Source organism: Pseudomonas soli (assembly GCF_900110655.1).
GTDB classification, from domain to species: domain Bacteria; phylum Pseudomonadota; class Gammaproteobacteria; order Pseudomonadales; family Pseudomonadaceae; genus Aquipseudomonas; species Aquipseudomonas soli.
Window position 1 is genome coordinate 348,724 of sequence record NZ_FOEQ01000003.1, and the last position, 24,227, is coordinate 372,950.

At 64.6% G+C, this 24,227-nt stretch carries 26 protein-coding genes; 15 read left to right on the plus strand and 11 right to left on the minus strand.

Features of this window, described 5'->3' with window-relative positions:
- Positions 1-12 precede the first annotated feature (12 nt).
- Genes dapF through lptM form a run of 3 tightly spaced genes read right to left on the minus strand, consistent with a single transcriptional unit; the run spans position 13 to position 2,311 of the window.
- The gene (dapF, locus tag BMY03_RS09610) at positions 13-843 is read right to left on the minus strand and encodes a diaminopimelate epimerase (protein WP_094010913.1); all 831 of its coding nucleotides are present in this window, start codon (positions 841-843) and stop codon (positions 13-15) included.
- A 4-nt stretch (positions 844-847) separates the two neighbouring features.
- Positions 848-2,095: a diaminopimelate decarboxylase gene (lysA, locus tag BMY03_RS09615; protein WP_094010914.1), complete on the minus strand. Its 1,248-nt coding sequence runs from the start codon at positions 2,093-2,095 to the stop codon at positions 848-850.
- A gap of 9 nt (positions 2,096-2,104) precedes the next feature.
- Positions 2,105-2,311: an LPS translocon maturation chaperone LptM gene (gene lptM / locus BMY03_RS09620; protein WP_052752569.1), complete on the minus strand. Its 207-nt coding sequence runs from the start codon at positions 2,309-2,311 to the stop codon at positions 2,105-2,107.
- Positions 2,312-2,518: 207 nt separating this feature from the next.
- Between lptM and cyaY the strand changes: the two genes are divergently transcribed.
- From cyaY to rnk, 3 genes are all read left to right on the plus strand, one after another.
- A complete protein-coding gene (cyaY, locus tag BMY03_RS09625) occupies positions 2,519-2,851 on the plus strand; it encodes an iron donor protein CyaY (RefSeq protein ID WP_023630903.1) in 333 nt (110 codons plus the stop codon).
- A gap of 1 nt (position 2,852) precedes the next feature.
- Positions 2,853-3,071: a DUF1289 domain-containing protein gene (locus BMY03_RS09630; RefSeq protein WP_081941300.1), complete on the plus strand. Its 219-nt coding sequence runs from the start codon at positions 2,853-2,855 to the stop codon at positions 3,069-3,071.
- Positions 3,072-3,226: 155 nt separating this feature from the next.
- A complete protein-coding gene (gene rnk, locus BMY03_RS09635; protein WP_023630905.1) occupies positions 3,227-3,637 on the plus strand; it encodes a nucleoside diphosphate kinase regulator in 411 nt (136 codons plus the stop codon).
- A gap of 5 nt (positions 3,638-3,642) precedes the next feature.
- Here rnk and BMY03_RS09640 read toward each other — a convergent pair whose 3' ends face one another.
- From BMY03_RS09640 to BMY03_RS09650, 3 genes are all read right to left on the minus strand, one after another.
- Positions 3,643-6,507 carry a class I adenylate cyclase gene (locus BMY03_RS09640; RefSeq protein ID WP_094010915.1) on the minus strand — a complete coding sequence of 955 codons (2,865 nt, stop codon included), beginning with the start codon at positions 6,505-6,507 and terminating at the stop codon, positions 3,643-3,645.
- Between the two features lie 168 nt (positions 6,508-6,675).
- Entirely contained in the window at positions 6,676-6,927 is a 252-nt protein-coding gene (locus tag BMY03_RS09645) for a TIGR02647 family protein (RefSeq protein ID WP_023630906.1), read from the minus strand.
- A 51-nt stretch (positions 6,928-6,978) separates the two neighbouring features.
- A complete protein-coding gene (locus BMY03_RS09650; protein WP_023630907.1) occupies positions 6,979-7,281 on the minus strand; it encodes a hypothetical protein in 303 nt (100 codons plus the stop codon).
- Between the two features lie 146 nt (positions 7,282-7,427).
- Between BMY03_RS09650 and BMY03_RS09655 the strand changes: the two genes are divergently transcribed.
- A complete protein-coding gene (locus BMY03_RS09655; protein ID WP_023630908.1) occupies positions 7,428-8,090 on the plus strand; it encodes a glutathione S-transferase in 663 nt (220 codons plus the stop codon).
- Positions 8,091-8,185: 95 nt separating this feature from the next.
- Here the strand turns inward: BMY03_RS09655 and argH are convergent, their stop codons facing one another.
- Complete coding sequence (gene argH, locus BMY03_RS09660) at positions 8,186-9,580, minus strand: argininosuccinate lyase (protein ID WP_094010916.1); 1,395 nt, start codon at positions 9,578-9,580, stop codon at positions 8,186-8,188.
- 296 nt (positions 9,581-9,876) lie between these two features.
- Here argH and BMY03_RS09665 point away from each other — a divergent pair, with 296 nt between their 5' ends.
- The 7 genes from BMY03_RS09665 (at position 9,877) to rsd (ending at position 16,365) form a co-directional block, all read left to right on the plus strand.
- Entirely contained in the window at positions 9,877-10,626 is a 750-nt protein-coding gene (locus BMY03_RS09665) for a LytR/AlgR family response regulator transcription factor (protein ID WP_023630910.1), read from the plus strand.
- Between the two features lie 183 nt (positions 10,627-10,809).
- Positions 10,810-11,751: a hydroxymethylbilane synthase gene (gene hemC, locus BMY03_RS09670; protein ID WP_094010917.1), complete on the plus strand. Its 942-nt coding sequence runs from the start codon at positions 10,810-10,812 to the stop codon at positions 11,749-11,751.
- On the plus strand, positions 11,748-12,518 hold the full coding sequence (locus BMY03_RS09675) for a uroporphyrinogen-III synthase (protein ID WP_094010918.1): 771 nt from the start codon (positions 11,748-11,750) through the stop codon (positions 12,516-12,518). Before hemC ends, BMY03_RS09675 begins: the two co-directional genes overlap by 4 nt.
- Before the next feature lie 46 nt (positions 12,519-12,564).
- Positions 12,565-13,662 carry a uroporphyrinogen-III C-methyltransferase gene (locus BMY03_RS09680; protein WP_038707044.1) on the plus strand — a complete coding sequence of 366 codons (1,098 nt, stop codon included), beginning with the start codon at positions 12,565-12,567 and terminating at the stop codon, positions 13,660-13,662.
- On the plus strand, positions 13,659-14,897 hold the full coding sequence (locus BMY03_RS09685; protein WP_023629194.1) for a heme biosynthesis protein HemY: 1,239 nt from the start codon (positions 13,659-13,661) through the stop codon (positions 14,895-14,897). Before BMY03_RS09680 ends, BMY03_RS09685 begins: the two co-directional genes overlap by 4 nt.
- 269 nt (positions 14,898-15,166) lie before the next feature.
- Complete coding sequence (locus BMY03_RS09690) at positions 15,167-15,664, plus strand: disulfide bond formation protein B (protein WP_094010919.1); 498 nt, start codon at positions 15,167-15,169, stop codon at positions 15,662-15,664.
- Between the two features lie 230 nt (positions 15,665-15,894).
- Entirely contained in the window at positions 15,895-16,365 is a 471-nt protein-coding gene (rsd, locus tag BMY03_RS09695) for a sigma D regulator (RefSeq protein WP_094010920.1), read from the plus strand.
- A gap of 1 nt (position 16,366) precedes the next feature.
- On the opposite strand, the gene BMY03_RS09700 is transcribed toward rsd, so the two are convergent.
- Positions 16,367-17,032 carry an FKBP-type peptidyl-prolyl cis-trans isomerase gene (locus BMY03_RS09700; RefSeq protein WP_094010921.1) on the minus strand — a complete coding sequence of 222 codons (666 nt, stop codon included), beginning with the start codon at positions 17,030-17,032 and terminating at the stop codon, positions 16,367-16,369.
- A 224-nt stretch (positions 17,033-17,256) separates the two neighbouring features.
- On the opposite strand from BMY03_RS09700, the gene BMY03_RS09705 reads away from it, so the two are divergent.
- Positions 17,257-18,327, plus strand: a complete 1,071-nt coding sequence (locus BMY03_RS09705) for an AlgP family protein (protein ID WP_094010922.1) — start codon at positions 17,257-17,259, stop codon at positions 18,325-18,327.
- Here the strand turns inward: BMY03_RS09705 and BMY03_RS09710 are convergent.
- Positions 18,303-18,782 carry a TIGR02444 family protein gene (locus BMY03_RS09710; protein ID WP_094010923.1) on the minus strand — a complete coding sequence of 160 codons (480 nt, stop codon included), beginning with the start codon at positions 18,780-18,782 and terminating at the stop codon, positions 18,303-18,305. The genes BMY03_RS09705 and BMY03_RS09710 overlap by 25 nt on opposite strands.
- A 50-nt stretch (positions 18,783-18,832) precedes the next feature.
- On the opposite strand from BMY03_RS09710, the gene BMY03_RS09715 reads away from it, so the two are divergent.
- From BMY03_RS09715 to BMY03_RS09725, 3 genes are all read left to right on the plus strand, one after another.
- Positions 18,833-20,743, plus strand: a complete 1,911-nt coding sequence (locus BMY03_RS09715; RefSeq protein ID WP_094010924.1) for an ATP-binding cassette domain-containing protein — start codon at positions 18,833-18,835, stop codon at positions 20,741-20,743.
- Positions 20,743-21,330: a mechanosensitive ion channel family protein gene (locus BMY03_RS09720; protein WP_023630588.1), complete on the plus strand. Its 588-nt coding sequence runs from the start codon at positions 20,743-20,745 to the stop codon at positions 21,328-21,330. The genes BMY03_RS09715 and BMY03_RS09720 overlap by 1 nt, the downstream gene beginning before the upstream one ends.
- Positions 21,331-21,409: 79 nt before the next feature.
- Positions 21,410-22,042 (plus strand): LysE family transporter, encoded by a 633-nt coding sequence (locus tag BMY03_RS09725; RefSeq protein WP_023630587.1) that lies wholly within the window; start codon positions 21,410-21,412, stop codon positions 22,040-22,042.
- Between the two features lie 66 nt (positions 22,043-22,108).
- Here BMY03_RS09725 and BMY03_RS09730 read toward each other — a convergent pair whose 3' ends face one another.
- On the minus strand, positions 22,109-22,861 hold the full coding sequence (locus BMY03_RS09730; protein WP_094010925.1) for a slipin family protein: 753 nt from the start codon (positions 22,859-22,861) through the stop codon (positions 22,109-22,111).
- Between the two features lie 3 nt (positions 22,862-22,864).
- Positions 22,865-24,208 (minus strand): NfeD family protein, encoded by a 1,344-nt coding sequence (locus BMY03_RS09735; RefSeq protein ID WP_094010926.1) that lies wholly within the window; start codon positions 24,206-24,208, stop codon positions 22,865-22,867.
- Positions 24,209-24,227: the final 19 nt, after the last annotated feature.

Genomic DNA, 24,227 nt, shown 5'->3' on the forward strand with positions numbered 1-24,227 from the left:
GCGGATACTCGCTTAGAGACGAACTTGTCCTTCGAACACACGAACGGCGGGGCCGGTCATCAGCACCGGTTTGCCGGGGCCGGCCCACTCGATGCTCAGGCGCCCGCCCGGCAGGTCGATGGTTACCGGTGAGTCCATCCAGCCTTGGCTGATCGCCGCCACGGCGGCGGCGCAGGCGCCTGTGCCGCATGCCTGGGTCTCGCCCGCGCCACGCTCCCATACGCGCAGGTTGGCGCGGTGGCGGTCGACTACCTGGATGAAGCCGGCATTGACCCGCTGCGGGAAGCGCGGGTGATGCTCGATCTTCGGGCCCAGCTCATGGACCGGCGCGCTGCGCACATCGTCCACGCGCAGCACCGAATGCGGGTTGCCCATGGACACCGCGGCGATCTGGTGCACCTGTCCGTCGATTTCGAGTGCATAGCTGGTCGCCTGCTCATCGGCGATGAACGGGACCTCGGCCGGCGTGAAGCGCGGTGGGCCCATGTCGACGCAGATCTGCCCGTCGTTGCGCACATCGAGGACGATGATGCCGCCCTTGGTCTCGACGCGAATGCGCTTCTTCGCGGTCAGGCGCTTGTCCAGGACGAAACGGGCGAAGCAGCGCGCGCCGTTGCCGCACTGTTCGACCTCGGAGCCGTCGGCGTTGAAGATACGGTAGCGGAAGTCGACATCCGGGTTGTTCGGCGCCTCGACGATCAGCAGCTGGTCGAAGCCGATGCCGGTGTTGCGGTCACCCCATTGCTTGGCGTGCTTGGGTTGGATGTGTGCGTGCTGGCTGACCAGGTCGAGGACCATGAAGTCGTTGCCCAGCCCGTGCATCTTGGTAAAACGCAGCAGCATGGGTTCACTCCGGCAGCAGGCTTTCGCCGGCGAACAGTTCGGTGACGGTCTCGCGGCGACGCACTTCGAAGGCCTGGTCGCCATCGACCAGCACTTCGGCGCAGCGGCCACGGGTGTTGTAGTTGGAGCTCATGACGAAACCATAGGCGCCCGCGGAGCGCACGGCCAGCAGGTCGCCCTCGGTCAGGTCCAGCACGCGGTCCTTGCCCAGGAAGTCGCCGGTCTCGCAGATAGGGCCGACCAGATCGTAGGCCCGGCCTTGACCTTCGCGGGGCTTGACCGCGCTGACGTCCATCCAGGCCTGGTAAAGGGCCGGGCGGATCAGGTCGTTCATGGCCGCGTCGATGATGGCGAAGTCTTTGTGCTCGGTGTGCTTGAGGTATTCCACGCGGGTCAGCAGCACGCCGCCATTGGCGACGATGTAGCGGCCCGGCTCGAACACCAGGGCCAGGTCGCGGCTGCCGACGCGCTCGCGGATGGCCTTGATGTAGTCGGCCAGCTCCGGGGGCTGCTCGTCGCGATAGCGCACGCCGACACCGCCACCCAGGTCGAGGTGACGCAGGTGGATGCCGCACTCGGCCAGGCGGTCGACCAACACCAGCAGGCGGTCGAGGGCATCGAGGAACGGCTCGACGGTGGTCAGCTGCGAGCCGATATGGCAGTCGACGCCGACCACGTCGAGGTTCGGCAACTGCGCGGCGCGCACGTAGATGGCCTCGGCGTCGGCTATGGCGATGCCGAACTTGTTTTCCTTGAGGCCCGTGGAGATGTACGGGTGGGTGCCGGCGTCGACGTCCGGGTTCACGCGTAGCGACACCGGCGCGACCTTGCCCATCTCGGCGGCCACCATTTGCAGGCGCTCGAGCTCGTCGGTGGACTCGACGTTGAAGCAGTACACCCCCACTTCCAGGGCGCGGCGCATGTCTTCACGGGTCTTGCCGACCCCGGAGAACACCACGCGATCGGCGCGGCCGCCGGCGGCCAGCACGCGTTCCAGTTCACCGCCGGAGACGATGTCGAAGCCCGCGCCCAGGCGCGCCAGCAGGTTCAGCACGCCCAGGTTGGAGTTGGCCTTGACCGCGAAGCAGACCAGGTGATCCACCCCGTGCAAGGCATCGGTGTAGCTGCGGTACTGCGCCTCGATATGGGCACGCGAGTACACGTAGGTGGGCGTTCCGAAGCGTTCGGCGATCGCCGACAGGGCCACCCCTTCCGCGAACAGCTCGCCGCCGCGGTAGTTGAATGCATCCATGGGATTTCCTTACTGCGCGGGCGACTCTTCAGGCTGCTCTTGCTGCTGCTCCAGCACTGGCTGAGGCTGGACAGGCTTGGCATGCTGGTGCGACTTGCGCGGGCCTTTGCCGTCCTTGCCGTCTTCCGGCAGGTACAGGGGGCCTTTCTGACCGCAGGCCGAAACCAGGCAAGCAACCGCGACCACTGCCGCGAGGGAGGAAATCAGGCGTTTCATGGGTGAAATCCTTGGAAATATGCAGTATTGCGGCCGAGTATACCGAGCGACCACCTGATTGCCTATGCAAGGGGTGCCCCCGCTCGGCGGGCGTAGGCGACCGAAGGACATGCGGCTTTTTCTTGCAGCTATTAGCTTGTAGCTTGAAGCTTTCGCCCTTATCGTGCCCGGCTTGCGTGTGTACAGCCATTTTTCGAGGTCCCTGCAATGAGTTTGAGCGAAGCGCGTTTCCACGACCTGGTCGACGCGACCCAACAGGCCCTGGAAGACCTGTTCGATGAAAGCGGCATGGACCTGGACATGGAAAATTCCGCCGGCGTCCTGACCATCAAGTTCGACAATGGCAGCCAGCTGATCTTCAGCCGCCAGGAGCCGCTGCGCCAACTGTGGCTGGCGGACAAGTCCGGTGGTTTCCACTTCGACTATGACCAAGAGAGCGGCAAGTGGGTGTGTGAGAAGAGCGAAGAGCTGCTCGGCGAGATGCTCGAGCGCATCGTCTGGGAGCGGGCCGGCGAGAAGCTGGACTTCGACGAGATTTGAAATGAGCGAACAGCCCAGGCCCCCCAAGCCGCTCTACAGCAATGTAAGTCCGGCGGTGCCGTCACCTTGTATCAGCATATGTCGGCTGGATGAGCGCAAGGTGTGCACCGGTTGCCACCGCCACGTCGAGCATATCCGCGAGTGGCGTGCGGCCGATGACGAGCGGCGCCGGCAGATCTGCCGCGAGGCGCTGGCCCTGAAAGCGGGGGGCCAGGCATAGCCACAACGGCGGTGTGGGCTTGAGTATTTGCCCCGCTGTGGTAGTGTCAGGGTCTGCGTCGGTGACGCCAAGCATTTCACAAACCCCGCCCTTGGGCGGGGTTTTGCTTTATCTGCCTTTAGTAAATTGCCTGTTCAAAGGAGTCTGACTGGATCATGAGCACCAAGCCTTCCCTCATCCTCACCCGACTGGACGTGCAGCGTCTCGAGCGCCTGCTCGACAGCCTCGATGAAAGCACCCCGGGTATGCTCGCCCTGCAGGACGAGCTGGACCGCGCCGAGAAAGTGGTGGGTCACGAGGAAGTCCCGGCCGGCGTGGTGACCATGAACTCTCGCGTGCACTGCCGCGAGATCGCCAGTGGCAAGGATTACCACCTGACCCTGGTGTATCCGAAGGACGCGGGTCCTGAAGGCAACGTCTCGATCCTTGCGCCGATCGGCTGCGCATTGCTGGGCCTGTCGGTGGGTGACCAGATCGACTGGCCGGCGCCGGGCGGCAAGACGCTCAAGCTCGAGCTGCTGGCAGTCGAGTACCAGCCGGAAGCGGCAGGGGACTTCGATCTCTGAGTTGATCAGGGCTCCAGCCGCGCCTGCAGCTGTTGCAGCCCATCGTTGAGTGCCTGTTCCAGTTCGCGTTTGTAGCGTAGGCAGAGGCTGGTGGACCCTTGCTCGTCCTCCAGCAGTTCGGACAGGTCGAGGTCGGTGATGTAGCAGCGGTAACTGCCGCTGCCGCGACGCTGGCGCAGGATCTGTCGCGCGACCACGGCATACAGCTGGTCGCCATGCTCCAGTTCGGAAAACTCCTGCTGGTCGCAGTAAAGGGTGACGTGCACCTCATCGCCCGTGCCGGCCTGGAGGATCGCCTGGACCTCGAAACAGGCCTGGTTCTGGCTGTCCGCGGGTGCCGGCCTGGGTTCCAGGCTGCGCGCCTTGCCTGGACCGGATGGCAGCAACTGGTAGTAGAGGATGTCCAGCGATGCTTGTTGCAGGCTGTCCAAGGGCAGCAGGGCATCGCGGCGCATTACCATCGCTTGCAGGAAGCGCTGCAATGGCAGCAGCAGGTGCGGCTCGTCCTGTTGCGGCAGCCGCTGCTGCCAGAGCGCGTTGTGCTCGTCGAGCACGTACAGGTCGGCCCAGCCTTCGAGCAGACGGTAGAACACCTGGATGCAGCCGGGTTGGCCCTGGGCCAGGACCAGTGGCAGGTCGTGGTCCTGCAGGGCGTGGGTGTCCAGGTGCAATGGGCTGTAGCTGCTGCGCTCCTCGCCGAGCGCCGCCAGCACGGCGTCGTGGTCGGCTAGGCTGGCCAAGGTGACCTGCCCGGGCTGCAAGTCGAGGATGTGGGTGTGCTGGGCCACCTGTAGCAAATAACGGTGATTCAGGCCTTGGTCGAGCAGCAGTTGCACGGTGTCGAAAATCTCCTCGACCCGCTGGCTGATGGCTTGGGCGCGGTTGTGGCAATAGCAGCGCACCCGCACCCGCGGGCGATGGCTGCGCTGGCCCAGGCTGTTAAGGAAGTCGCGCAGGCAGCGCACCAGCGCATGCTCGCCGTCGTAGCGCTGGACCAGCACCTCGTTCCAGCTGTTGAGGGTGATCTGGTCGAGGGTCAGTACCAGGTTCTCGCGCACCCCGGCGTAGCTGAGCGAGTCGGTGCGCTCGGTGGTCATCAGGATGTTCAGGTCGCGGTGATGGCGCAGCGGGTCGACGCCGACATTCACCAGCAGCAGGATCTCGTCGGCCACGCTCGGCTGCAGCAGGCGCACCTCGCTGACTGTCTCCAGAGGCAGGGGGATGCTCTGCTGCAGGCTGCCGATAAGGTTGAACAGCTCGAACTCGCTCAGGTCGCTGGCGCCCGGGTGCAAGGCCAGGCGCGTACTGCTGTCGATCACGCCATTGCGGTGGGCCCAGGTGAGCAGTTCGAGCAGTTCGCGGCAGCGCTTGATCGGGCTGAAGTGCTCCCACTCGTGTACGCCCAGATTGCCGTTGTACAGCCCCCAGTGGTGTGTGCCCGGTTCCTTGCGGTTGGGTGATTGCACCAAGGTGAGGGTGTCCTCGGCCAGGTCCGGAGCGATGCCCGGGTTGATCACCTCGATCTTGCCGGCACGGCGCTCGAAGGCGGCGTAGAGGCGGCGGCCAAGCACATTGAGGTCACGCTGGTCGGCCCGGCTGTTGGCGTTCTGCTGGCGGGCAAACTGGGTCAGGAAGCGATAGCTGTGGTTCAGCTCGGCCACCAGTTCGCGGCGCTCGACGGCCACCTGGCGTACTTTCCACTGGCTGCGGCTGTCGAGCAGCGCCAGTTGGCGTTCGTCCCAGCCCCATTCCTCGGTCAGGCGCCCCAACAATTGGCGCTGCCAGCCCCCGCTGCGGCTGCGACCCAGGTCGCCGAGTTTCTTGTTCACCTTCAGATACAGGCTGCGCCGTACCAGCTCCAGGCGTGCCGGCTCGCCACGCAGGAGCAGGTAACGCTCGATACGGCGGTAGACCATCACATAGGGGTCGAGCTCATCCAGGTCCAGCTGGTTGGCGAACACGGCCTGCTTGTAGTCCAGGCTCAGGCAGCGCACCTGCGGGTGTTCGCTGGCGTAGGCCTCGGTGAGCAGCAGCTTGAGCAGCGACTTGTAGGGTGAGTCGATGCCCTTGAACAGCTGCCACAGCCCGGCGCCGACGAACTCGCCCGACGGGATATGCGCCAGGTGGCCGAGGTCGAGGTCGTCCTGGGCACGGATGAAGCGCTTGGACAGCAGGGTCTGGGTGTAGTCGCGGTAGTTGTGCTCCTGGTAGACCGGCACCAGCCACCACAGTGGCGTGCGCCCGGCCAGCCAGATGGCGGTGCGGTAGAACTCGTCGAGCAGCAGGTAATGCTGGGTGGTGCCGCAGTCGTCGGAGCTGAGCTGGCTGTCACGCTCGCCCTGGACGAAGCCCCGGGGTTCGATCAGGAAGAAGTGTGCTTCGGCGCCCTGGCTGGCCGCCCAGGTTTCGAGCAACTGGCACTTGCGTCGCAGGTCGGCCACGGCCTGCTCGTCCAGGTCCGGTGCATGGCACACCCACAGGTCCATGTCGCTCTGCTCGGCCTGGGCCAGCGTGCCGAGGCTGCCCATCAGGAACAGGCCGTGGATCGGCTGCGGCGGCTTGCCGTGGCGTGGCTTGTAGGTGAACGAGCGGGTCAGGCGCTGGGCTTCGGCGAGCAGCTCGTCGTCGGGCTCGAAACCGGAGACCCCTGCGGGGGTGGTGCCGGAAACATAGCCTGGCAGCAGCGGATGATTGACGTGGAAGAACAGCGGCAGCAGCGTGAGGACCTGCTGCTGGCGTGTGGATAACCCTTCCATCGCCCGTGCCAGGCGGCCCTGGTTGATCTTCAGGAAGCGCGCGCGCAGCTTGGCCAGCTCCTTGCGGTCGATGCCTTGTTCCAGGTCGGGGCGGATTTCGTGGGGGTGGTTCATTGCGCGCTCAGGCAGGCCGGGGGAAGCACTGGCGAGTTTAGCCTGAGTGGCGCGGTCGGATAAGGGGTTGCTGGCTTTTTGACGTCAGATTTGCAACGCCTGTGCAAGCCATCGATGGTTAAGCCCGCTCCTGCAGGTCTGCCGAGTTGCAGGAGCGGGAGCAGGGGTTCAGGCCGGCTGGGCGGATTTTGATTTGAGGATGGTCAGCAAAAGCCGGACGCTTTCAGCGGCATCGATACCGAGGCTGGTCAGGTAACCACCATCGGGTTGGTCGGTGAGCCCTTTGTCATGCAGGCGCTTGGCGGCGGCGACCAGGGCGGGGGAGGCGTCGCTGCTGACCTTGATGCCTTCCTGGTGGTTGTCCAGGTTGAACTGGGAAAGGACTTCCAGTTCGGCGATCAGTTCTGGGGTAAAAGGCATGGGCAACTCCTGACTTCGAGACAAGGATGGAAGTCAGGAGTGTAGTCAGGCTTATTCGATGCCGCCTTGATCCGCCTCAGGTGGCAGCTCCGGCAGGGCGCGCAGGGCGGTTTCGTACCACTCGGTATCGAACGGGCGATCTTCGTCGAGCATGGCGTCGATCTCGATGGCCAGCACGTGGGCCATGAGGTTGAGGATGTCTTCACGCTCGTAGCCGACCAGGGTCAGCTTGTTGAAGGTGGCCTTGGCGGCTGGCGGCTCGCCGCTTTCGATCTGGTTCTCGATCGCCTGGGTCAGGGTGGCCTCGGCGAAGTCTTCTTCATCATTGTTGTCGATGTCTTGGGGTTCGCTCATGGCGGTGCTCCTGTGGTGAGGCACACAGTGTGCCACGCTTGCGCTGGCAATGCCCGGCCATCAGCGCCGGGCATGGCACTGGCCAAGGGTGGGCAAGGGAGCTATAACAGCCGGGCCAACCCCATACGGCCTTGGAGGCTGTCTCAATGCTCAAGCTTCATGGATTCGCGGTCAGCAACTACTACAACATGGTCAAGCTGGCCTTGCTGGAGAAAGGCGTGCCCTTCGAAGAGGTGCCGTTCTTCGGCGGCCAGTTGCCTCAAGCCCTGGCCATCAGCCCCCGTGGCAAGGTGCCAGTGCTGCAGACCGAGCACGGTTTCATCAGCGAGACCGGGGTCATCCTCGACTACATCGAGCAGACCCAGCCGGGCAAGGCGCTGCTGCCGGCCGATGCCTTCGGGCAGGCCAAGGTGCGCGAGCTGCTGCGGGAAATCGAGCTGTATATCGAGTTGCCGGCGCGTACCTGCTATGCCGAGGCGTTTTTCGGCGCGGCGGTGGAGCCGCTGATCAAGGAGCGGGCGCGGGCCGACCTGCTGGCGGGTTTTGCCACTCTCAAGCGCAATGGCAAGTTTGCGCCTTATGCGGCCGGTGAGCAGCTGACCATCGCCGACCTGATGTTCTGTTTCTCGGTCGACCTGGCCTGTGCGGTGGGCAAGAAGGTGCTGAGCATCGACTTCCTGGCGGATTTCCCGGAAGCGAAGGCGCTGTTGCAGTTGTTGGGTGAGAACCCGCACATGGCGCGGATCGTGGCGGACAAGGATGCGGCGATGCCGGCGTTCCTCGAAATGGTCAAAAGCGGCAAGCGCTAAGGCCGGAAACGATCACGGGGCAAGGCCGCTCCCACGTCTCCTTGCACAGGCGGCGTGGGAGCGGCCTTGCCCCGCGATTGATCTGGCAGAAGCGCTTAGCGCGAAGCCAGCAAGGCCTTGCCGCGCACCACGGCCGCGCGCACCTGCGCCGGCGCGGTGCCGCCGATATGGTTGCGGGCGTTGACCGAACCTTCCAGGGTCAGCACGGCAAACACGTCCTGCTCGATCTGGTCGCTGAACTGGCGCAGCTCTTCCAGGCTCATCTCGGCCAGGTCCTTGCCAGTGTCGACGCCATGTTTCACCGCGTGGCCGACGATTTCGTGGCAGTCACGGAACGGCAGGCCGCGGCGCACCAGGTAGTCGGCGAGGTCCGTGGCGGTGGAGAAGCCGCGCAGGGCCGCCTCGCGCATGATCGCGTGCTTGGGCTTGATCGCCGGGATCATGTCGGCGAAGGCGCGCAGCGAGTCGCGCAGGGTGTCGGCGGCGTCGAACAGCGGCTCTTTATCCTCCTGGTTGTCCTTGTTGTAGGCCAGCGGCTGGCCTTTCATCAGGGTCAGCAGGCCGGTAAGGGCGCCGAACACGCGGCCGCTCTTGCCACGCACCAGCTCCGGTACGTCGGGGTTCTTCTTCTGCGGCATGATCGAGCTGCCGGTGCAGAAGCGATCAGGCAAGTCGATGAACTGGAATTGCGCGCTGGTCCACAGCACCAGCTCTTCGGAGAAGCGCGACAGGTGCATCATGGCGATGCTGGCGGCGGCACAGAATTCGATGGCGAAGTCGCGGTCCGAGACGCCGTCCAGCGAGTTACCGGCCACGGCCTCGAAGCCCAGCAGCTTGCAGGTCAGCTCGCGGTCGATCGGGTAGGTGGTGCCGGCCAGCGCGGCGCTGCCCAGGGGCATGCGGTTGGCGCGCTTGCGGCAGTCGACCAGGCGCTCGTAGTCGCGGCTGAGCATTTCGAACCAGGCCAGCAGGTGGTGGCCGAAGGTCACCGGCTGTGCGGTCTGCAGGTGGGTGAAGCCGGGCATGATGGTCTCGGCTTCACGCTCGGCCTGTTCCAGCAGGCCCTTTTGCAGGCGGGTGATCTCGGCCAGGATCAGGTCGATCTCGTCACGCAGCCACAGGCGGATGTCGGTGGCCACCTGGTCGTTGCGGCTGCGACCGGTGTGGAGCTTCTTGCCGGTGATGCCGATGCGATCGGTCAGGCGCGCCTCGATGTTCATGTGCACGTCTTCCAGGTCGACGCGCCAATCGAAGGTGCCGGCCTCGATCTCACCCTGGATGGTCTTCAGGCCATCGATGATGGTGTCGCGCTCGGCGTCGCTGAGTACGCCGACCTGCGCCAGCATGGTGGCGTGGGCGATCGAACCCATGATGTCGTGACGGTAAAGGCGCTTGTCGAAATCGACCGAGGCGGTGAAGCGGGCGACGAAGGCGTCGACGGGCTCACTGAAGCGGCCGCCCCAGGACTGATTGGTCTTGTCGGTGCTCATGGATTCACTCGTTGAAGGCGTGAACGGAAAAGTGGCGCCGATCATAGCAGGGTTGCGTCCGCCGCCGCAGGGCGCTGGTCGTGAGAATCACCCGGTAACCTGGGGGTGCGGCATATTCAACGATTGAACGGCAGCGTTCCACGGAGCGTCTACAGTTGGACAAAGGGCTGGCGGCAAATCTGCCAGGCCAGTGAATCTTTGGCCTTCGCACCGGTCTGTAGCGTGACCGCGTTTCGGTCGCCCACATTTGTCTACGCTATACCCGTGCGAGACTCACTCAGGAATCCAGCGCAATTATGAATGTCCTGATCGTTGATGATGAACCCCAGGCGCGCGAGCGCTTGAGCCGGCTGCTTGGCGAGCTGGAGGGTTACACCGTGATGGAGCCCAGCGCCACCAACGGCGAGGAGGCCCTGACCCTGATCGAAAGCCTCAAGCCAGACGTGGTGGTGCTGGACATCGGCATGCCTGGCCTTGATGGCCTGCAGGTCGCGGCCCGCCTGTGCGAGCGCGAATCGCCGCCTGCGGTGGTGTTTTGCACCGGCGACGACGAATACGGCAGCGAAGCGTTCAAGGACAGCACCTTGAGCCATGTCGAGAAGCCCATCCAACTCCCGGCGTTGCGTGACGCGCTGCGCCGGGCCGAAAAGCCCAACCGCGCGCAACTGGCCGCGCTGACTCGCCCAGCGGGTGACGCCGGCGGCGGGCCGCGCAGCCACATCAGTGCCCGTACCCGCAAGGGCATCGAGCTGATCCCGATTCCGCAGGTCATTTATTTCATCGCAGATCACAAATACGTGACCTTGCGCCACGAGGCAGGCGAAGTGCTGCTCGACGAGCCGCTCAAGGCCTTGGAAGACGAGTTCGGCGAGCGTTTCGTGCGTATTCACCGCAACGCGCTGGTTGCCCGTGAGCGCATCGAACGGCTGCAGCGCACGCCGCTGGGGCATTTCCAGCTCTATCTGAAGGGGCTCGAGGGCGATGCCCTGACCGTCAGCCGGCGGCATGTGGCCGGGGTGCGCAAGATGATGCAGTCCTTGCACTGAAACCCTTTGATTGCGTGGGAGCGGCGATGCGGCGACCCGACTTGCCCCGCGATGAGGTGTAATGCCCGCCATCGCGATCGCGGATCAAGCCCGCTCCCGCGTGGCGCTTTGCTGATCTGAATCTGCGGGCACGCCCGGAGGAGCTGTTATCATCGGCGGCATTTCTCTGGTTCGGGGCGTTTCATGTCCACTCGCGAAATCCGCATTGCCACCCGTAAAAGTGCCTTGGCCCTGTGGCAGGCCGAATATGTCAAAGCCTGCCTGGAACAGGCGCACCCAGGCCTCGTCGTGACCCTGGTGCCCATGGTCAGCCGTGGCGACAAGCTGCTCGACGCGCCGCTGGCGAAGATCGGCGGCAAGGGCCTGTTCGTCAAGGAGCTGGAAACCGCGCTGCTCGACAACGAAGCCGACATCGCCGTGCATTCGATGAAAGACGTGCCCATGGACTTCCCTGAAGGCCTGGGCCTGTACTGCATCTGTGAACGTGAAGACCCGCGCGATGCCTTTGTTTCCAACACCTTCGCAAATCTCGAAGCCCTGCCGGCCGGCAGTGTCGTCGGCACTTCGAGCCTGCGTCGCCAGGCGCAATTGCTGGCGCGTCGGCCCGACCTTCAGATCCGCTTCCTGCGCGGCAACGTCAATACCCGCCTGGCCAAGCTCGATGCCGGCGAATACGACGCCATCATCCTTGCCGCTGCCGGCCTGATCCGCCTCGGCTTCGAGGACCGCATTTCCGCCTCCATCAGTGTCGATGACAGCCTGCCGGCTGGTGGCCAGGGTGCGGTGGGGATCGAATGCCGTAGCGCCGATACCGAGATTCATGCCCTGCTGGCGCCGCTGCACCATGCCGACACCGCTGACCGGGTGGTGGCCGAGCGTTCCCTGAACAAGCGCCTCAATGGTGGCTGCCAGGTGCCGATCGCCTGCTATGCGGTGCTTGAAGGCGAACAGCTGTGGCTGCGTGGCCTGGTTGGCCAGCCCTCCGGTGGCACCTTGCTGGTGGCCGAAGCCCGCGCTGCGCGCGTGGATGCCGAGGCCCTGGGCGTACAGGTCGCCGAAGACCTGTTGGGGCAGGGCGCCGAGGCGATCCTCAAGGAAGTCTACGGCGAGGCCGGCCACCCGTGAGCCCCTGGCGCCTGCTGCTGACCCGCCCTGAAGAGGACTGTGCGGCACTGGCGCAGACGCTGGCCGACGCGGGTATTGCCAGTGCCAGCCTGCCGTTGCTGGTTATCGAGGCACTCGCGCCGGAGCCGTTGCAGATGCAGCACCTGCGGACGATCGCCGAGGTTCAGGCCATCATCGTGGTCAGCAAGCCGGCGGCCCGCCTGCTGCTGGACCAGCTCGCCCAGGCGGGAGTGACGCCGCCTTGCGCAGGTTGGTTCACAGTAGGTGAGGCGACGGCGCGAATTCTTCAGGAGCATGGGCTGCAAGTGGTCTTTCCAGAGGCCGGTGACGACAGCGAGGCCTTGCTCGGGCTGCCCGCCTTGCGCGAGGCTATTGCCGCGTCAGCGAGGCCTCGCGTACTGATCGTGCGCGGCCTCGGAGGTCGTGAACTGTTGGCAGAGCGTCTTGCCGAGCAAGGTGCTAGTGTCGATTATCTGGAATTGTATCGCCGCTGCCTGCCCGACTACCCTACCGGAACCCTCGCTCGAAGCATCGATGGGGAACGCCTCAATGGCCTGGTGGTCAGCAGTGGGCAGGGTCTTGAACACTTGCATCGACTGGCGGGTGCGGACTGGCCGCGGTTTTCTCGATTGCCGTTGTTCGTGCCCAGCCCACGGGTAGCCGAACAAGCCCGTGCACTCGGGGCGCTGGATATTGTGGATTGTCGTGGCGCGAGCGCCACGGCCTTGCTGGCAGCCGTGCAGCGTACCGCTGCGCCTGCCCCTTAAGGCGCTAAGCTAGAAAGCGATGCGCCACCATGCAAAGGATGGATACGTGAGCGAAACTGTCTTGTCCAACACCGAACAACCCTCGGCGCTCGAAGCGCCGGAACCTACCACCGCCAAGCCCGCCCGACGCTCCGGCAACGGCTTGGCGCTGCTGGCGCTGCTGCTGGGCGCCGCTGGCGTCGCGGTCGGCGGCTGGGGCGTCTGGCAGGTTCGCCAACTGCAAGGCAGCGAGCAGGGGCAGGGCGAACACCTGCAAGCCCTGAATCAGCGTGCCGATGCACTGCAGCAGCGGGAGCAGCAGCTCAGCGCCCAACTGGCCAGCCTGCCAGCAGCCAGTGAACTGGAGGACCGTCGTCGCCTTGTGGCGCAACTGCAGGGCGACCAGCAACGCCTGAGCCAGCGCCTGGAGACGGTACTGGGCGAAAGCCGCAAGGAGTGGCGTCTGGCCGAGGCTGAGCACTTGCTGCGGCTGGCGACCTTGCGCCTCTCTGCATTGCAGGACATTACCAGCGCCAAGGCGTTGGTCGAGGGCGCCGATGAGATTCTTCGTGAGCAGAGCGACCCAGGCGCTTTCGCTGCCCGCGAGCAGTTGGCACGCAGCCTGGCGACGCTGTCCAGTACCCAGCAGCCGGACCGTACCGGTCTGTTCCTCAAGCTTGCCGCGCAGCGCGAGCTGGTCCAGCAGCTCAGCGCCCAGTCGCCGGAGTTCGACAGCCAGGCCGATGCCATGGGCGCTCTGACGGCCGATGGCGACGGCGCCAGCCGCTGGTCGCAATGGTGGGCGGAGATCTCCAAGTATTTCCAGATCGAGTTCAATGCCGACGATAACGTCCGGCCATTGCTGTCCGGCCAGTCGCTCAACCAGCTGCGGCTGGCCTTGAGCCTGACCATCGAGCAGGCCCAATGGGCAGCTCTCAATGGCGAAGCCAAGGTCTACACCCAGGCTTTGGACGATGCGCGCAGCGTGTTGCTGGCCAACTTCAACCCGGACAACCCGCAGAGCAAGGCGATGCTCGACAGTCTCAATCAACTGGCCGAACAGCCGGTGTCGGTGGTCACCCCTGACCTGAGCGAAAGCCTGGCAGCGGTGCAGGCCTACATCCAGCGCCGCCACCTGCCAGTCGACGAGGGGGCCAAGCCATGAAGCGCGTCTACCTGCTGGCAGTGCTGGCGATCGTCATCGCCGCGGCGCTGGGTATCGCGATTGCCAAGCACAGCGGCTACGTGCTGATTGCCTACGGTAGCTTCCGCTACCAGTCGGGGCTGTGGGCGGCGATTGGCGCGCTGGTCGGGATTGTTCTCTCGCTGCTGCTGGTGCGTTACCTCGTCGGGCTTGTGCTGACGTCCTCCGGGGTGGTCAACCCTTGGTCACGGCGCAACCGTAACCGTCGCAAACGCATCGCTGTCGAGCAGGGGCAACTGGACCTGGCCGAGGGACGCTGGGCGAGTGCTCAGCGCCATCTGCAGCGTGCCGCAGAATCCGATCGCCAGCCATTGCTCTACTACCTCGGCGCCGCTCGCGCGGCCAATGAGTTGGGCAAGGTGGAGGAGCGTGATCAATTGCTCGAACGGGCCCTGGAACGCCAGCCCCAGGCTGAGCTAGCCGTTGCACTGACACATGCCCAGTTGCAAATGGACCGTGGCGAGAATGAAGGCGCGCTGGAGGCCCTGCAGGCTATGCAGGAGCGCCACCCGCACAATGCGCAGGTGCTGCGCCTGCTGCATCGCCTGCACCTGGAGCGTGGGGACTGGTCGGCGCTGATTCGGCTGTTGCCGGATTTGCGCAAGCACAAGGTGCTGCCGGCCAACGAGCTCGCCGGTCTGGAGCAGCGTGCGTGGGGCCAGAACCTGGGCTTGGCGAGCACTCGGGGCGAGGATCCGCAGACTGCTCGCCAAGCGCTCGAGCGTGCCTGGCAGCAGTTGACCAACGCCCAACGTCAGGAGCCGCAACTGGTTTCGGCCTATGCCGAGCAGTTGCGCCAGGTTGGTGCACAGGGTGAGGCCGAGCAGGTATTGCGCAGCGCGCTCAAGCGCGGCTATGAAAGCCATCTGGCACGTTTGTATGGGCTGGTGCGCGGTGATGATCCCGCCCGCCAGCTGCAAACGGCCGAAGGTTGGCTGAAGGAGCATCCTCAGGACCCGAGTCTGTTGCTTACCTTGGGCCGGCTGAGCCTGCAGAATCGTCTGTGGGGCAAGGCCCGGGATTACCTGGAGAGCAGTCTGCGCATGGAGCGTAATCCAGAGGCTTGCGCTGAGCTGGCGCGGCTGTTGGCCGGGCTGGGCGAGACCGAGCGCAGCAACCAGTTGTTCCAGGAGGGCTTGGGGCTGCTGGATGAACGTTTGCTGGCATTGCCGTTGCCGGAAGGGGTTCGGGCCTGAAGGCAGGCCTGGATTCGTTCCGTGCAGAATACCTTGGCCTTGTGGGTTGTGCCTGGCAGCGGCGCTCGCTGACAGGCTCGCTCCCGGCGTGAGATGTGCAACTGGAAGGCGCTGATTTTTCCTTCGTTCGCGTCAGAACATTCCCACTTTCTGTGAAAATGATTCCCTATCCATTCAGCGACTTGTCTGTGCTGTAGCGACTTGATACAAAGCGCTCCTTTCCTCTACCGTTTCAAACCACATCTCCTCTTTTCGGATCACCTTCGCCCATGTCGCTGGCCTGCCTGCGCAGCTTTTTCTTTCCCGCCTTCCTGGCCGCCGTCTCTGTGCTGGTGGCGTCGTTTCGCCTCGAGAACTTGGTCGGCCTCGACCCTTGCGCGCTGTGCTTCAGCCAGCGGCTGATGCTGGGGCTCTATGCACTGGTCTGCCTGGCTGCAGTCGTCCACGCCAGGCATCAGCGCGTGCATGCGTGGCTGGCCTTGGGGTTCTCGGTTGCTGGCGCTTTGCTGGCCAGCCGACATGTCTGGTTACAGGCCGAACCGTTGCCGGTCAGTGGTTGCCATCTGCCGCTGGCGCATCTGATGGAACGCCCTTGGGCCGAGATATTGCGAACGTTCCTGATGGGTACCCCGGAATGTGTGTCAGTCAACTGGAGCTTTCTCGACCTGACCTTACCTGAATGGAGCCTGCTGGCGTTTCTGTTACTTGCCGCGCAACCGCTGTCGTGGCTAGTGGTGTATCGATTGCGCCGCGGCACGTTGGCTTGATCCAGCGCAACGAGCCGGGGATTGCGCGACCAGCGGTGGCTGGCGGAGGGATTAAACGCTTGTATGAACTTTGTCTGCTGCGTACCTTGATGGGCAGGTCGCGCGGGAATAATCTCCCAGCACGCATACCGAAAATACAACTGCTCGATGCCGTTTGCTGATGTCACCTTTGTGCCACGGTGTTGTGTCGCGAGGTGCAGCGGCATCTACCCAGAAGGGAAGAGATCGCCATGCTCGATAGTTGCCAGAACGCCCAGGAACGCTGGGGCGGTGTTCACAAGCTGATCGATCGGTGGCTGGAGGAGCGCCAGGAGTTGGTGCAAGCCTTCCGCGCCCTGCGCGATGCCAAGCCGGCGTTTGCCGACAAAGACAAGAACCGCGATTTCTGCGCGGTGCTGGTTGACTATGTCTCGGCCTGGCACTTCGAAGTCAGCGAGCAATTGGTCAGTGAAGCCAAGGCATTTGGTGATACCGGTGCCTTGGAGCTGGCAAAGCAGATCAACCCACGCATTGATGACAGCACCCAGATCGCCCTGGCTTTCAATGATCATTGCGAGAAAGGTGAGTGCAGGGATACCGAGCGCTTTGCCGAGAAACTGGCCAAACTCGGCGGCCTGTTGCACGAGCGTTTCGAGCTGGAGGATTGCCTGATCGAGGTGTTGCACAACGCCCACAAGCAAGAAGACGCGGTGCAGGCCTGATTCAGTCAGCCACGTCCAGCAGTTCGATCTCGAATACCAGTGGGGTATAGGGTGCGATCAGGTCACCCGCACCGTCGGCGCCGTAGGCTTGCGCCGACGGGATCACCAGGCGCCATTTTGCTCCCGCTTTCATCCGTGGCAGCGCCACCTGCCAGCCCTCGATCACCGAGTCCAGCTTGAACCACTGCGGTTGAAGGTTCTGGTCGAACACCGTGCCATCCGGAAGCTTGCCCACATACCGTACTTGAACGCGGCCATTGGCCTTGGGCTGCGCACCGCTGCCGCTGGCCAGTTCGCTGTAGAGAATACCCTCGGGCAACTCACGTACTCCGGTCTTGGCCCGCTCACCCGCGATAAAGCGTTTTTCGGCCTCCACCAGCTTGTCCACCTGGGCTTGCTCGGCGGCGGCGTTGGCTTGGGTTTCGTGCTGTTCAAGGATGGCCTGCATGCGTGACTTGGCAATCCGTGGCGGCTCGCCCTGGTAGGCCTGGCGCAGCCCTTCGACCAGGGCGTCGAGCTGCAGGCCGGGTACTTCCTGACGCAGCCGTTCACCGAGGCTGGCGCCCAGGCTGTAGGCCAGGTCGCTGTCGTTGGCGGGGGCGGCCTCGGCATTGGCCAGGGAGAGCGGCGATACCAGGCACAGGCCGAGAATCAGATAACGAGGCATGGAGGTCTCCTGCGGCAATGAGCGCGAAGTATGCCAGCGTTGTTGGCCAGGGATGTGTAAATATCGGCACTGCACTAATGGGCAACTACACTTGTTTCCAGCTGCAAGACAACAACTTTGCCCAGGCATGCAACGCGGCGCTACCGAGACGGTCAACATGCCCTAGCGGCGGTAGCAGCAGAAGCATAGTATGAGCCGCACTCTCGTCAGCCAGGAGGTAAACCATGTCGGCCAAAAAGAAGCCAGTAAGTACGCCGTTGCACCTGCTCCAGCAACTTTCGGGCAGCCTGCTCGAACATTTGGAAGATGCCTGCTCCCAAGCGCTGGCGGATGCCGAGAAACTGTTGGCCAAGTTGGAAAAACAACGTGGCAAGGCCCAGGAAAAACTCCACAATGCTCGTCTGAAGTTGCAGGATGCCGCCAAGGCCGGTAAAGCCAAGGCACAAGGCAAGGCTCAAAAAGCTGCTGGCGAACTTGAAGACTTGCTCGATTCTCTCAAGGATCGCCAGACTCAGACCCGCACTTATATCCAGCAACTCAAGCGTGATGCCCAGGAAAGCCTGAAGCTGGCACAGGGCGTCGGCAAGGTGCGCGAGGCGGCCGCCAAGGCTCTGGACTCGCGTACGACGGCACCGAAAGCCGCGGCCAAGCCTGCTGCTACCAAAGCGCCGGCGAAGGCTGCCGCCGCGAGACCTGCCGCCAAGCCTGCGGCCAAACCTGCTACTGCCAAGGCACCTGCGAAGGCTGCCGCCGCGAGACCTGCCGCCAAGCCCGCAGCCAAACCGGTTGCCGCCAAGGCACCTGCGAAGACCACCACTTCGAAACCTGCCGCCAAGCCCGCAGCCAAACCGGTTGCCGCCAAGGCACCTGCGAAGGCCGCCACTTCGAAACCTGCCGTCAAGCCCGCAGCCAAACCGGCCGCCGCCAAGGCACCTGCGAAGACTGCCGCCGCGAATCCTGCCGCCAAGCCCACGGCCAAATCGGCTGCCGCCAAGGCACCTGCGAAGACTGCCGCCGCAAAACCTGCCACCAAGCCTGCGGCCAAACCGGCTGCTGCCAAGGCACCTGCGAAGACCGCCGCCACCAAGGCCCCGGCCAAGCCAGCAGCAACCAGGTCTGCGGTGAAACCGGCAGCCAAGCCAGCCGCGAAACCGGCGCCTGTCAAAGCGCCAGCCAAACCGGCCGAAAGCAAGCCAGCCACTCCGGCCGCCAACGCCACCCCGGCGCCTGCGGCCAGCGCGACTACGCCTGCGACCACCGGCACTGCGCCTCAGTCGCCGACTTCGGCGTCCTGAAGCTCACGGGCCGCGGCGCGCAGCTGATTTAGCGCGTCGTGGTTCCTGGCCAGGCCTGGCACCAGCCAGGCCAGCCAATCCGGCGTCGCGCTCGCTTGCGCCGGCCACCCACGCGCCAACGCTTCCAGGCGTTCCAGCAAGGTGCGTTCAGCCTGCAGTTCCAGCGCTTTCACCTGCTCACGCATCACGCTCAGTTGTGGGTCGGCGAGCGCGTGTTCGCGCCATTGCCGGCGCAGGGAGCGTAGCGGCGCCACGACGTCGCGCTGCCAGGGCCGGGCCAGCGCCTGCAGGGTGGCAATCCGTTGTTCGTCAGGGGCTATGCCGCGGGCCTGCAGCCAAGTCCCGCAGAGCAGCAGGCAGACATCGCCGCCCAGTTCCTGGAGGGCCAGACAGGCCGCCTCGACACCCGGCCGGGCATAGAGGGCCAGGGCATGATTCCACAGGTCGGTGTGCATGGTTTCACTCGCGCCAGTGATCGGGGAAGCTGGTAGACTCCGCGACCATCATGATCAGACTATCGAACCTCACTTTACAGCGTGGTCCCCAGCGCCTGCTAGAAGGCGCCGAGATGACCCTGCACACCGGCCACAAGGCCGGCCTGATCGGTGCCAACGGTGCCGGCAAATCCAGCCTGTTCGCCTTGCTGCGCGGCGAGCTGTCGCCCGATGCCGGTGACTGCCAGCTGCCCGGCGACTGGCGCATCGCTCATATGCGCCAAGAGGTCGATACCCTCGACCGTATCGCCGTGGACTATGTCCTCGATGGCGACGTGCGCCTGCGCAAGGTCCAGGCTGAACTGGCCGCCGCCGAACTGGCCCACGATGGCACTGCCCTGGCGCGCCTACACAGTGAACTAGACAGCGCCGACGGCTACACCGCCGACGCCCGCGCGCGCAAGTTGCTGGCCGGCCTCGGCTTCAGCAACGAGCAGATGGACCGCCGCGTCGGCGATTTCTCAGGTGGCTGGCGGATGCGCCTGAACCTGGCCCAGGCCCTGATGTGCCCGTCCGACCTGCTGCTGCTCGACGAGCCCACCAACCACCTGGATCTCGACGCCATCCTCTGGCTGGAGGACTGGCTCAAGGGCTACCCGGGCACGCTGCTGTTGATCTCCCACGACCGCGACTTCCTCGATGCCGTGGTCGACCATGTGCTGCACGTCGAACAGCGCAAGCTCAATCTCTACAAGGGCGGCTACAGCGCCTTCGAGCGCACCCGCGCCGAACGCCTGGCGCAACAGCAGCAGGCCTACGAGAAGCAGCAGGCGCAGCGCGCGCACATGGAAAAGTACATCGCCCGCTTCAAGGCCCAGGCCACCAAGGCCCGTCAGGCGCAGAGCCGGATCAAGGCCCTGGAACGCATGGAGGAGTTGTCGGCGGCCCACGTCGACTCGCCTTTCGACTTCGTCTTCCGTGAGTCGGAGAAGATCTCCAGCCCCCTGCTCGATCTGTCCGAAGGCCGCCTGGGCTATGGCGACAAGGCCATCCTCGAGAAGGTCAAGCTGCAGCTGGCGCCGGGTGCGCGCATCGGCCTGCTCGGCCCCAACGGTGCGGGCAAGTCGACCCTGATCAAGAACCTCGCCGGTGAGCTGCAGCCATTGTCCGGGCGCCTGGTGCGTGGCGAAAACCTCGCCGTCGGCTACTTCGCCCAGCATCAGCTCGACTCGCTGGACGACAAGGCCAGCCCGTTGCTGCACCTGCAACGTATCGCACCGGGCGAGCGTGAGCAGACCCTGCGCGACTTCCTTGGTGGCTTCGACTTCCACGGCAATCGTGTCGACGAGCCGGTGGTCAACTTCTCTGGTGGCGAGAAGGCCCGCCTGGCCCTGGCGCTGATCGCCTGGGAGCGGCCGAACCTGCTGCTGCTCGACGAACCGACCAACCACCTGGACCTCGAGATGCGCCTGGCGCTGACCATGGCGCTGCAGGAGTTCGCGGGTGCCGTGGTGGTGGTCTCCCACGACCGTCACTTGCTCAAGAGCACCACCAACGACTTCCTGCTGGTGGCCGACGGCAAGGTCGACACCTTCGATGGCGACCTGGACGACTACAGCCGCTGGCTGGTCGAGTTCCGCCAGCGCAACACGCCGGTGAGCAGCACGCCGGCCAACCCGGACAAGACCGACAAGAAAGCCCAGCGCCAGGCGGCCGCGGCCCTGCGCCAGCAGTTGGCGCCGCACAAGAAGGCGGCCGACAAGCTGGAGGCCGAGCTCAACCAGGTGCACAAGGACCTGGCCGAGGTCGAGACCGCCCTGGGCGACGGTGGCGTGTACGAGGCCGCGCGCAAGGATGAACTGCGCGACCTGCTGGCCCGCCAGACCAAGCTCAAGCAACGCGAAGGCGAGCTTGAAGAGGCCTGGATGGAGGCCCTTGAGACCCTCGAAAGCATGCAGGCCGAACTCGAGGCGCTGTCCTGATGGAGGAGCTGCGCTCGCTGTTGCCGGGGCAGTGGATGGACTCGATGTGGCTGGGGTTGCAGATTCTGCTGATCCTGATCGCCGCGTTCATCCTGCAGCGCATGGTCGCTCGCGGGTTGAGAAGCCTGGGCGAACGCTACCCGTTGCCGCACGAGCTGATGGTGCCGGTGCGCGGCGCCTTGCGCTGGCTGATCATGGGCAGCGCGCTGCTGTTCGTGCTCGAGCGCCTGGGCGTATCGGCCACGGTGCTGTGGACCGCGCTGTCGGGCTTCGTCGCGGTGGCGGCGGTGGCGTTCTTCGCTATCTGGAGCGTGCTGTCCAACCTGCTGTGCGCGGTGCTGATCTTCACCGTCGGGCCGTTTCGCATCGGCGATGTGGTCGAGCTGGTCGACACCCTCGACAAACCGGGAGTGAAGGGCCGGGTGATCGCCATCAACCTGCTGTACACCACGCTGATGGAAACGCCGGAAGCGGGTGGCGCGCTGGTGCAGGTGCCCAACAGCCAGTTCTTCCAGAAAGCCGTGCGCCGTTGGCGTGGTGCCGAGGCCACCACTGCGGTCAAGCCGGAATCGATCGAAACCGACTGAAGCCGCAGAATTTACTGGTTATTTTTTCGCCAGAACCGTAGCTTAACGCTTTGTAACAAATGTTCGAGCGAGGTGTGCGATGTCGATGGAAACGTGGTTGGCCTTCTTTGCCGCGTGCTGGGTGATCAGCCTGTCGCCGGGTGCCGGGGCGATCGCCTCGATGTCCAGCGGGCTGCAGTACGGTTTCTGGCGTGGTTACTGGAACGCCCTGGGGCTGCAACTGGGCCTGATCGTGCAGATCGCCGTCATCGCCGCCGGTGTCGGCGCCATCCTCGCCGCTTCTGCGACGGCCTTCCAGGTCATCAAATGGTTCGGTGTAGCCTACCTGGTCTACCTCGCCTACAAGCAATGGCAAGCCTTGCCGATGGACATGAGCGACGAGTCTGGCGTGCGGCCTATCGGCAAGCCGCTGAGCCTGATGTTCCGAGGCTTCCTGGTCAACGTCAGCAACCCCAAGGCGCTGGTATTCATGCTCGCGGTGCTGCCGCAGTTCCTCAACCCGCACGAGGCGTTGCTGCCCCAGTATGTGGCGATCACCGTGACCATGATCAGCGTCGACCTGCTGGTGATGGCGGGTTACACCGGCCTGGCTTCGCGGGTGCTGCGTCTGTTGCGCACGCCGAAGCAGCAGAAGCGCCTGAACCGTACCTTTGCCGGACTGTTCATTGGCGCGGCGACATTCCTCGCCACCCTGCGTCGCGCGCCCATCTGAGTTCGTCATCGCGGCGCCAGCCCGCTCCTACGGTTCAGTGGGAGCAGCCTGGCCCCGCGAATGGGTTCAGCGCTGACGATCCACCAGCCCCTTGAGCAAGTCCACCGGCAGTGGAAACACGATGGTTGAGCTCTTGTCCCCGGCAATCGATCCCAGTGTCTGCATGTAGCGCAGTTGCATCGCCCCCGGCTCCTTGCCCAGCATCTGCGCCGCCTGCATGAGTTTCTCCGACGCCTGCAGCTCGCCTTCGGCATGGATCACCTTGGCCCGGCGTTCTCGTTCGGCTTCGGCCTGACGGGCGATGGCACGGACCATCGATTCGTTCAGGTCGACGTGCTTGATCTCGACGTTGGCCACCTTGATGCCCCAGGCATCGGTCTGCGCGTCCAGCACTTCGCGGATATCCGAATTCAACTGTTCGCGCTCGGCCAGCAGTTCGTCCAGCTCGTGCTTGCCGAGCACCGCCCGCAGTGTCGTCTGGGCCAACTGGCTGGTGGCGGCGAGGAAGTCCTCGACCTGGATGATCGCCTTCTGTGGGTCGAGCACGCGAAAGTACAGCACGGCGTTGACCTTGACCGAGACGTTGTCGCGGGTGATCACGTCCTGGGGTGGCACATCGAGCACCACGGTGCGCAGGTCGACGCGCACCATCTGCTGGATCCCCGGAATCAGGATGATCAGGCCCGGGCCCTTGACCTGCCAGAAGCGCCCGAGCTGGAACACCACACCGCGTTCGTACTCGCGCAGGATGCGCAGCGCCGACAGCAGCAGTATGGCCAGCAGCACCAGCACGGCGCTGAAACCGAATTGCATCAACATCGTCTACTCTCCTTGCGCCGTGGGCGCAGTGGCGCTGACCTCCAGGGTCACGCCATGACGGGCCGTCACCCGCACGTGCTGGCCAGGTTGCAGCGGTGTCGCACACTGCACCTGCCACTGTTCGCCCTGGGCCTGTACCGAGCCGCAGAACGGGTTGTCGGTGCGCACCTGCGTCACCGTGACCAGGCTGCCCACCAGTCCGGCATCGCCGCTGACGAGGGCGCGCCGGCGCGCTTTCAGCGCCATGCCCAGCACGCCGCCGAGCAACAGCGCCGAGAGCACAGCCAGGCTGATGATCAGCGCCAGCGGAATGCCGAAGCCGGGGGCATCGGTGTCCATCAGGATCACCGCACCGACGACGAAGGCGACGATACCGCCGAAGCCGACCACGCCGAAGCTAGGCAGGAACGCCTCGGCGACCATGAACGCCACCCCGAGCAGGATCAACGCCACCCCGGCATGGCTCACCGGCAGCAGTTGCAGGGCATACAGCGCCAGCAGCAGGCAGATGCCGCCGACCACGCCGCCGACCCCGGAGCCAGGATTCATGAATTCGAACAGCAGGCCGTACACGCCGATCATGATCAGGATCAGCGCCACGCTGGGGTTGGTGATCACTGCGAGCAGGCGGGTGCGCCAGTCCGGCAGGTGTTCGGTCACACTGGCCTCATGGGTGCGCAGTTGCACGGTCTGGCCTGCGACGAGCAGTGACTTGCCATCGAGCTGTCGCAGCAGGTCGGGGAGGTCGTTGGCGATCAGGTCGATTACCTGCAAGCGCTGCGCTTCGCTGGCCGACAGGCTGACGGCCTCGCGCACGGCCTTCTCCGCCCAGTCGGCGTTGCGCCCGCGCAGTTGGGCCAGGCCACGGATGTAGGCCGCAGCATCATTGACCTGTTTGCGTGCCAATGCGCCTTCTTCGCTGTTCGTGGCGGGTTGTTCAGCTTTGCCGGGGACGCCGATCTGCACTGGCGTCGCGGCGCCGAGGTTGGTCCCCGGGGCCATGGCCGCGATATGGCTGGCGTAGAGGATGTAAGTGCCGGCGCTGGCTGCCCTGGCGCCACCCGGGGCGACGTAGGTGGCCACCGGCACGGGGCTGGCGAGAATGGCCTTGATGATTTGGCGCATGGCGCTGTCCAGCCCGCCGGGAGTATCGAGGCGGATCACCACCAGTTGCGCGCCTTGTGCCTGCCCCTGGTCCAGCCCACGCAGCAGATAGTCGGCGCTGGCCGGGCCGATGGCATCATCGACGCTCAACAGCCATACATTTGCGCCAGGCGCGCTTTGGCCACTCGGCACGAAGCCGAGGACCAACAGCAACAGCAGCATGCGCCAGCGCTGGGCGATCACCTGTCGTCACCTCATGCGG

Bases quoted from the DNA above. Each gene is read 5' to 3' on its own strand.
- cyaY (WP_023630903.1), top strand. From the start codon at position 2,519: ATGAGTTTGAGCGAAGCGCGTTTCCACGACCTGGTCGACGCGACCCAA.
- BMY03_RS09630 (WP_081941300.1), top strand. From the start codon at position 2,853: ATGAGCGAACAGCCCAGGCCCCCCAAGCCGCTCTACAGCAATGTAAGT.
- BMY03_RS09690 (WP_094010919.1), top strand. From the start codon at position 15,167: ATGTCGCTGGCCTGCCTGCGCAGCTTTTTCTTTCCCGCCTTCCTGGCC.
- hemC (WP_094010917.1), top strand. From the start codon at position 10,810: ATGTCCACTCGCGAAATCCGCATTGCCACCCGTAAAAGTGCCTTGGCC.
- rsd (WP_094010920.1), top strand. From the start codon at position 15,895: ATGCTCGATAGTTGCCAGAACGCCCAGGAACGCTGGGGCGGTGTTCAC.
- dapF (WP_094010913.1), bottom strand. From the start codon at position 843: ATGCTGCTGCGTTTTACCAAGATGCACGGGCTGGGCAACGACTTCATG.
- BMY03_RS09705 (WP_094010922.1), top strand. From the start codon at position 17,257: ATGTCGGCCAAAAAGAAGCCAGTAAGTACGCCGTTGCACCTGCTCCAG.
- BMY03_RS09640 (WP_094010915.1), bottom strand. From the start codon at position 6,507: ATGAACCACCCCCACGAAATCCGCCCCGACCTGGAACAAGGCATCGAC.
- BMY03_RS09730 (WP_094010925.1), bottom strand. From the start codon at position 22,861: ATGTTGATGCAATTCGGTTTCAGCGCCGTGCTGGTGCTGCTGGCCATA.
- BMY03_RS09665 (WP_023630910.1), top strand. From the start codon at position 9,877: ATGAATGTCCTGATCGTTGATGATGAACCCCAGGCGCGCGAGCGCTTG.
- rnk (WP_023630905.1), top strand. From the start codon at position 3,227: ATGAGCACCAAGCCTTCCCTCATCCTCACCCGACTGGACGTGCAGCGT.
- BMY03_RS09710 (WP_094010923.1), bottom strand. From the start codon at position 18,782: ATGCACACCGACCTGTGGAATCATGCCCTGGCCCTCTATGCCCGGCCG.
- lysA (WP_094010914.1), bottom strand. From the start codon at position 2,095: ATGGATGCATTCAACTACCGCGGCGGCGAGCTGTTCGCGGAAGGGGTG.
- BMY03_RS09645 (WP_023630906.1), bottom strand. From the start codon at position 6,927: ATGCCTTTTACCCCAGAACTGATCGCCGAACTGGAAGTCCTTTCCCAG.
- BMY03_RS09650 (WP_023630907.1), bottom strand. From the start codon at position 7,281: ATGAGCGAACCCCAAGACATCGACAACAATGATGAAGAAGACTTCGCC.
- BMY03_RS09715 (WP_094010924.1), top strand. From the start codon at position 18,833: ATGATCAGACTATCGAACCTCACTTTACAGCGTGGTCCCCAGCGCCTG.
- BMY03_RS09685 (WP_023629194.1), top strand. From the start codon at position 13,659: ATGAAGCGCGTCTACCTGCTGGCAGTGCTGGCGATCGTCATCGCCGCG.
- BMY03_RS09725 (WP_023630587.1), top strand. From the start codon at position 21,410: ATGTCGATGGAAACGTGGTTGGCCTTCTTTGCCGCGTGCTGGGTGATC.
- BMY03_RS09720 (WP_023630588.1), top strand. From the start codon at position 20,743: ATGGAGGAGCTGCGCTCGCTGTTGCCGGGGCAGTGGATGGACTCGATG.
- lptM (WP_052752569.1), bottom strand. From the start codon at position 2,311: ATGAAACGCCTGATTTCCTCCCTCGCGGCAGTGGTCGCGGTTGCTTGC.
- argH (WP_094010916.1), bottom strand. From the start codon at position 9,580: ATGAGCACCGACAAGACCAATCAGTCCTGGGGCGGCCGCTTCAGTGAG.
- BMY03_RS09700 (WP_094010921.1), bottom strand. From the start codon at position 17,032: ATGCCTCGTTATCTGATTCTCGGCCTGTGCCTGGTATCGCCGCTCTCC.
- BMY03_RS09655 (WP_023630908.1), top strand. From the start codon at position 7,428: ATGCTCAAGCTTCATGGATTCGCGGTCAGCAACTACTACAACATGGTC.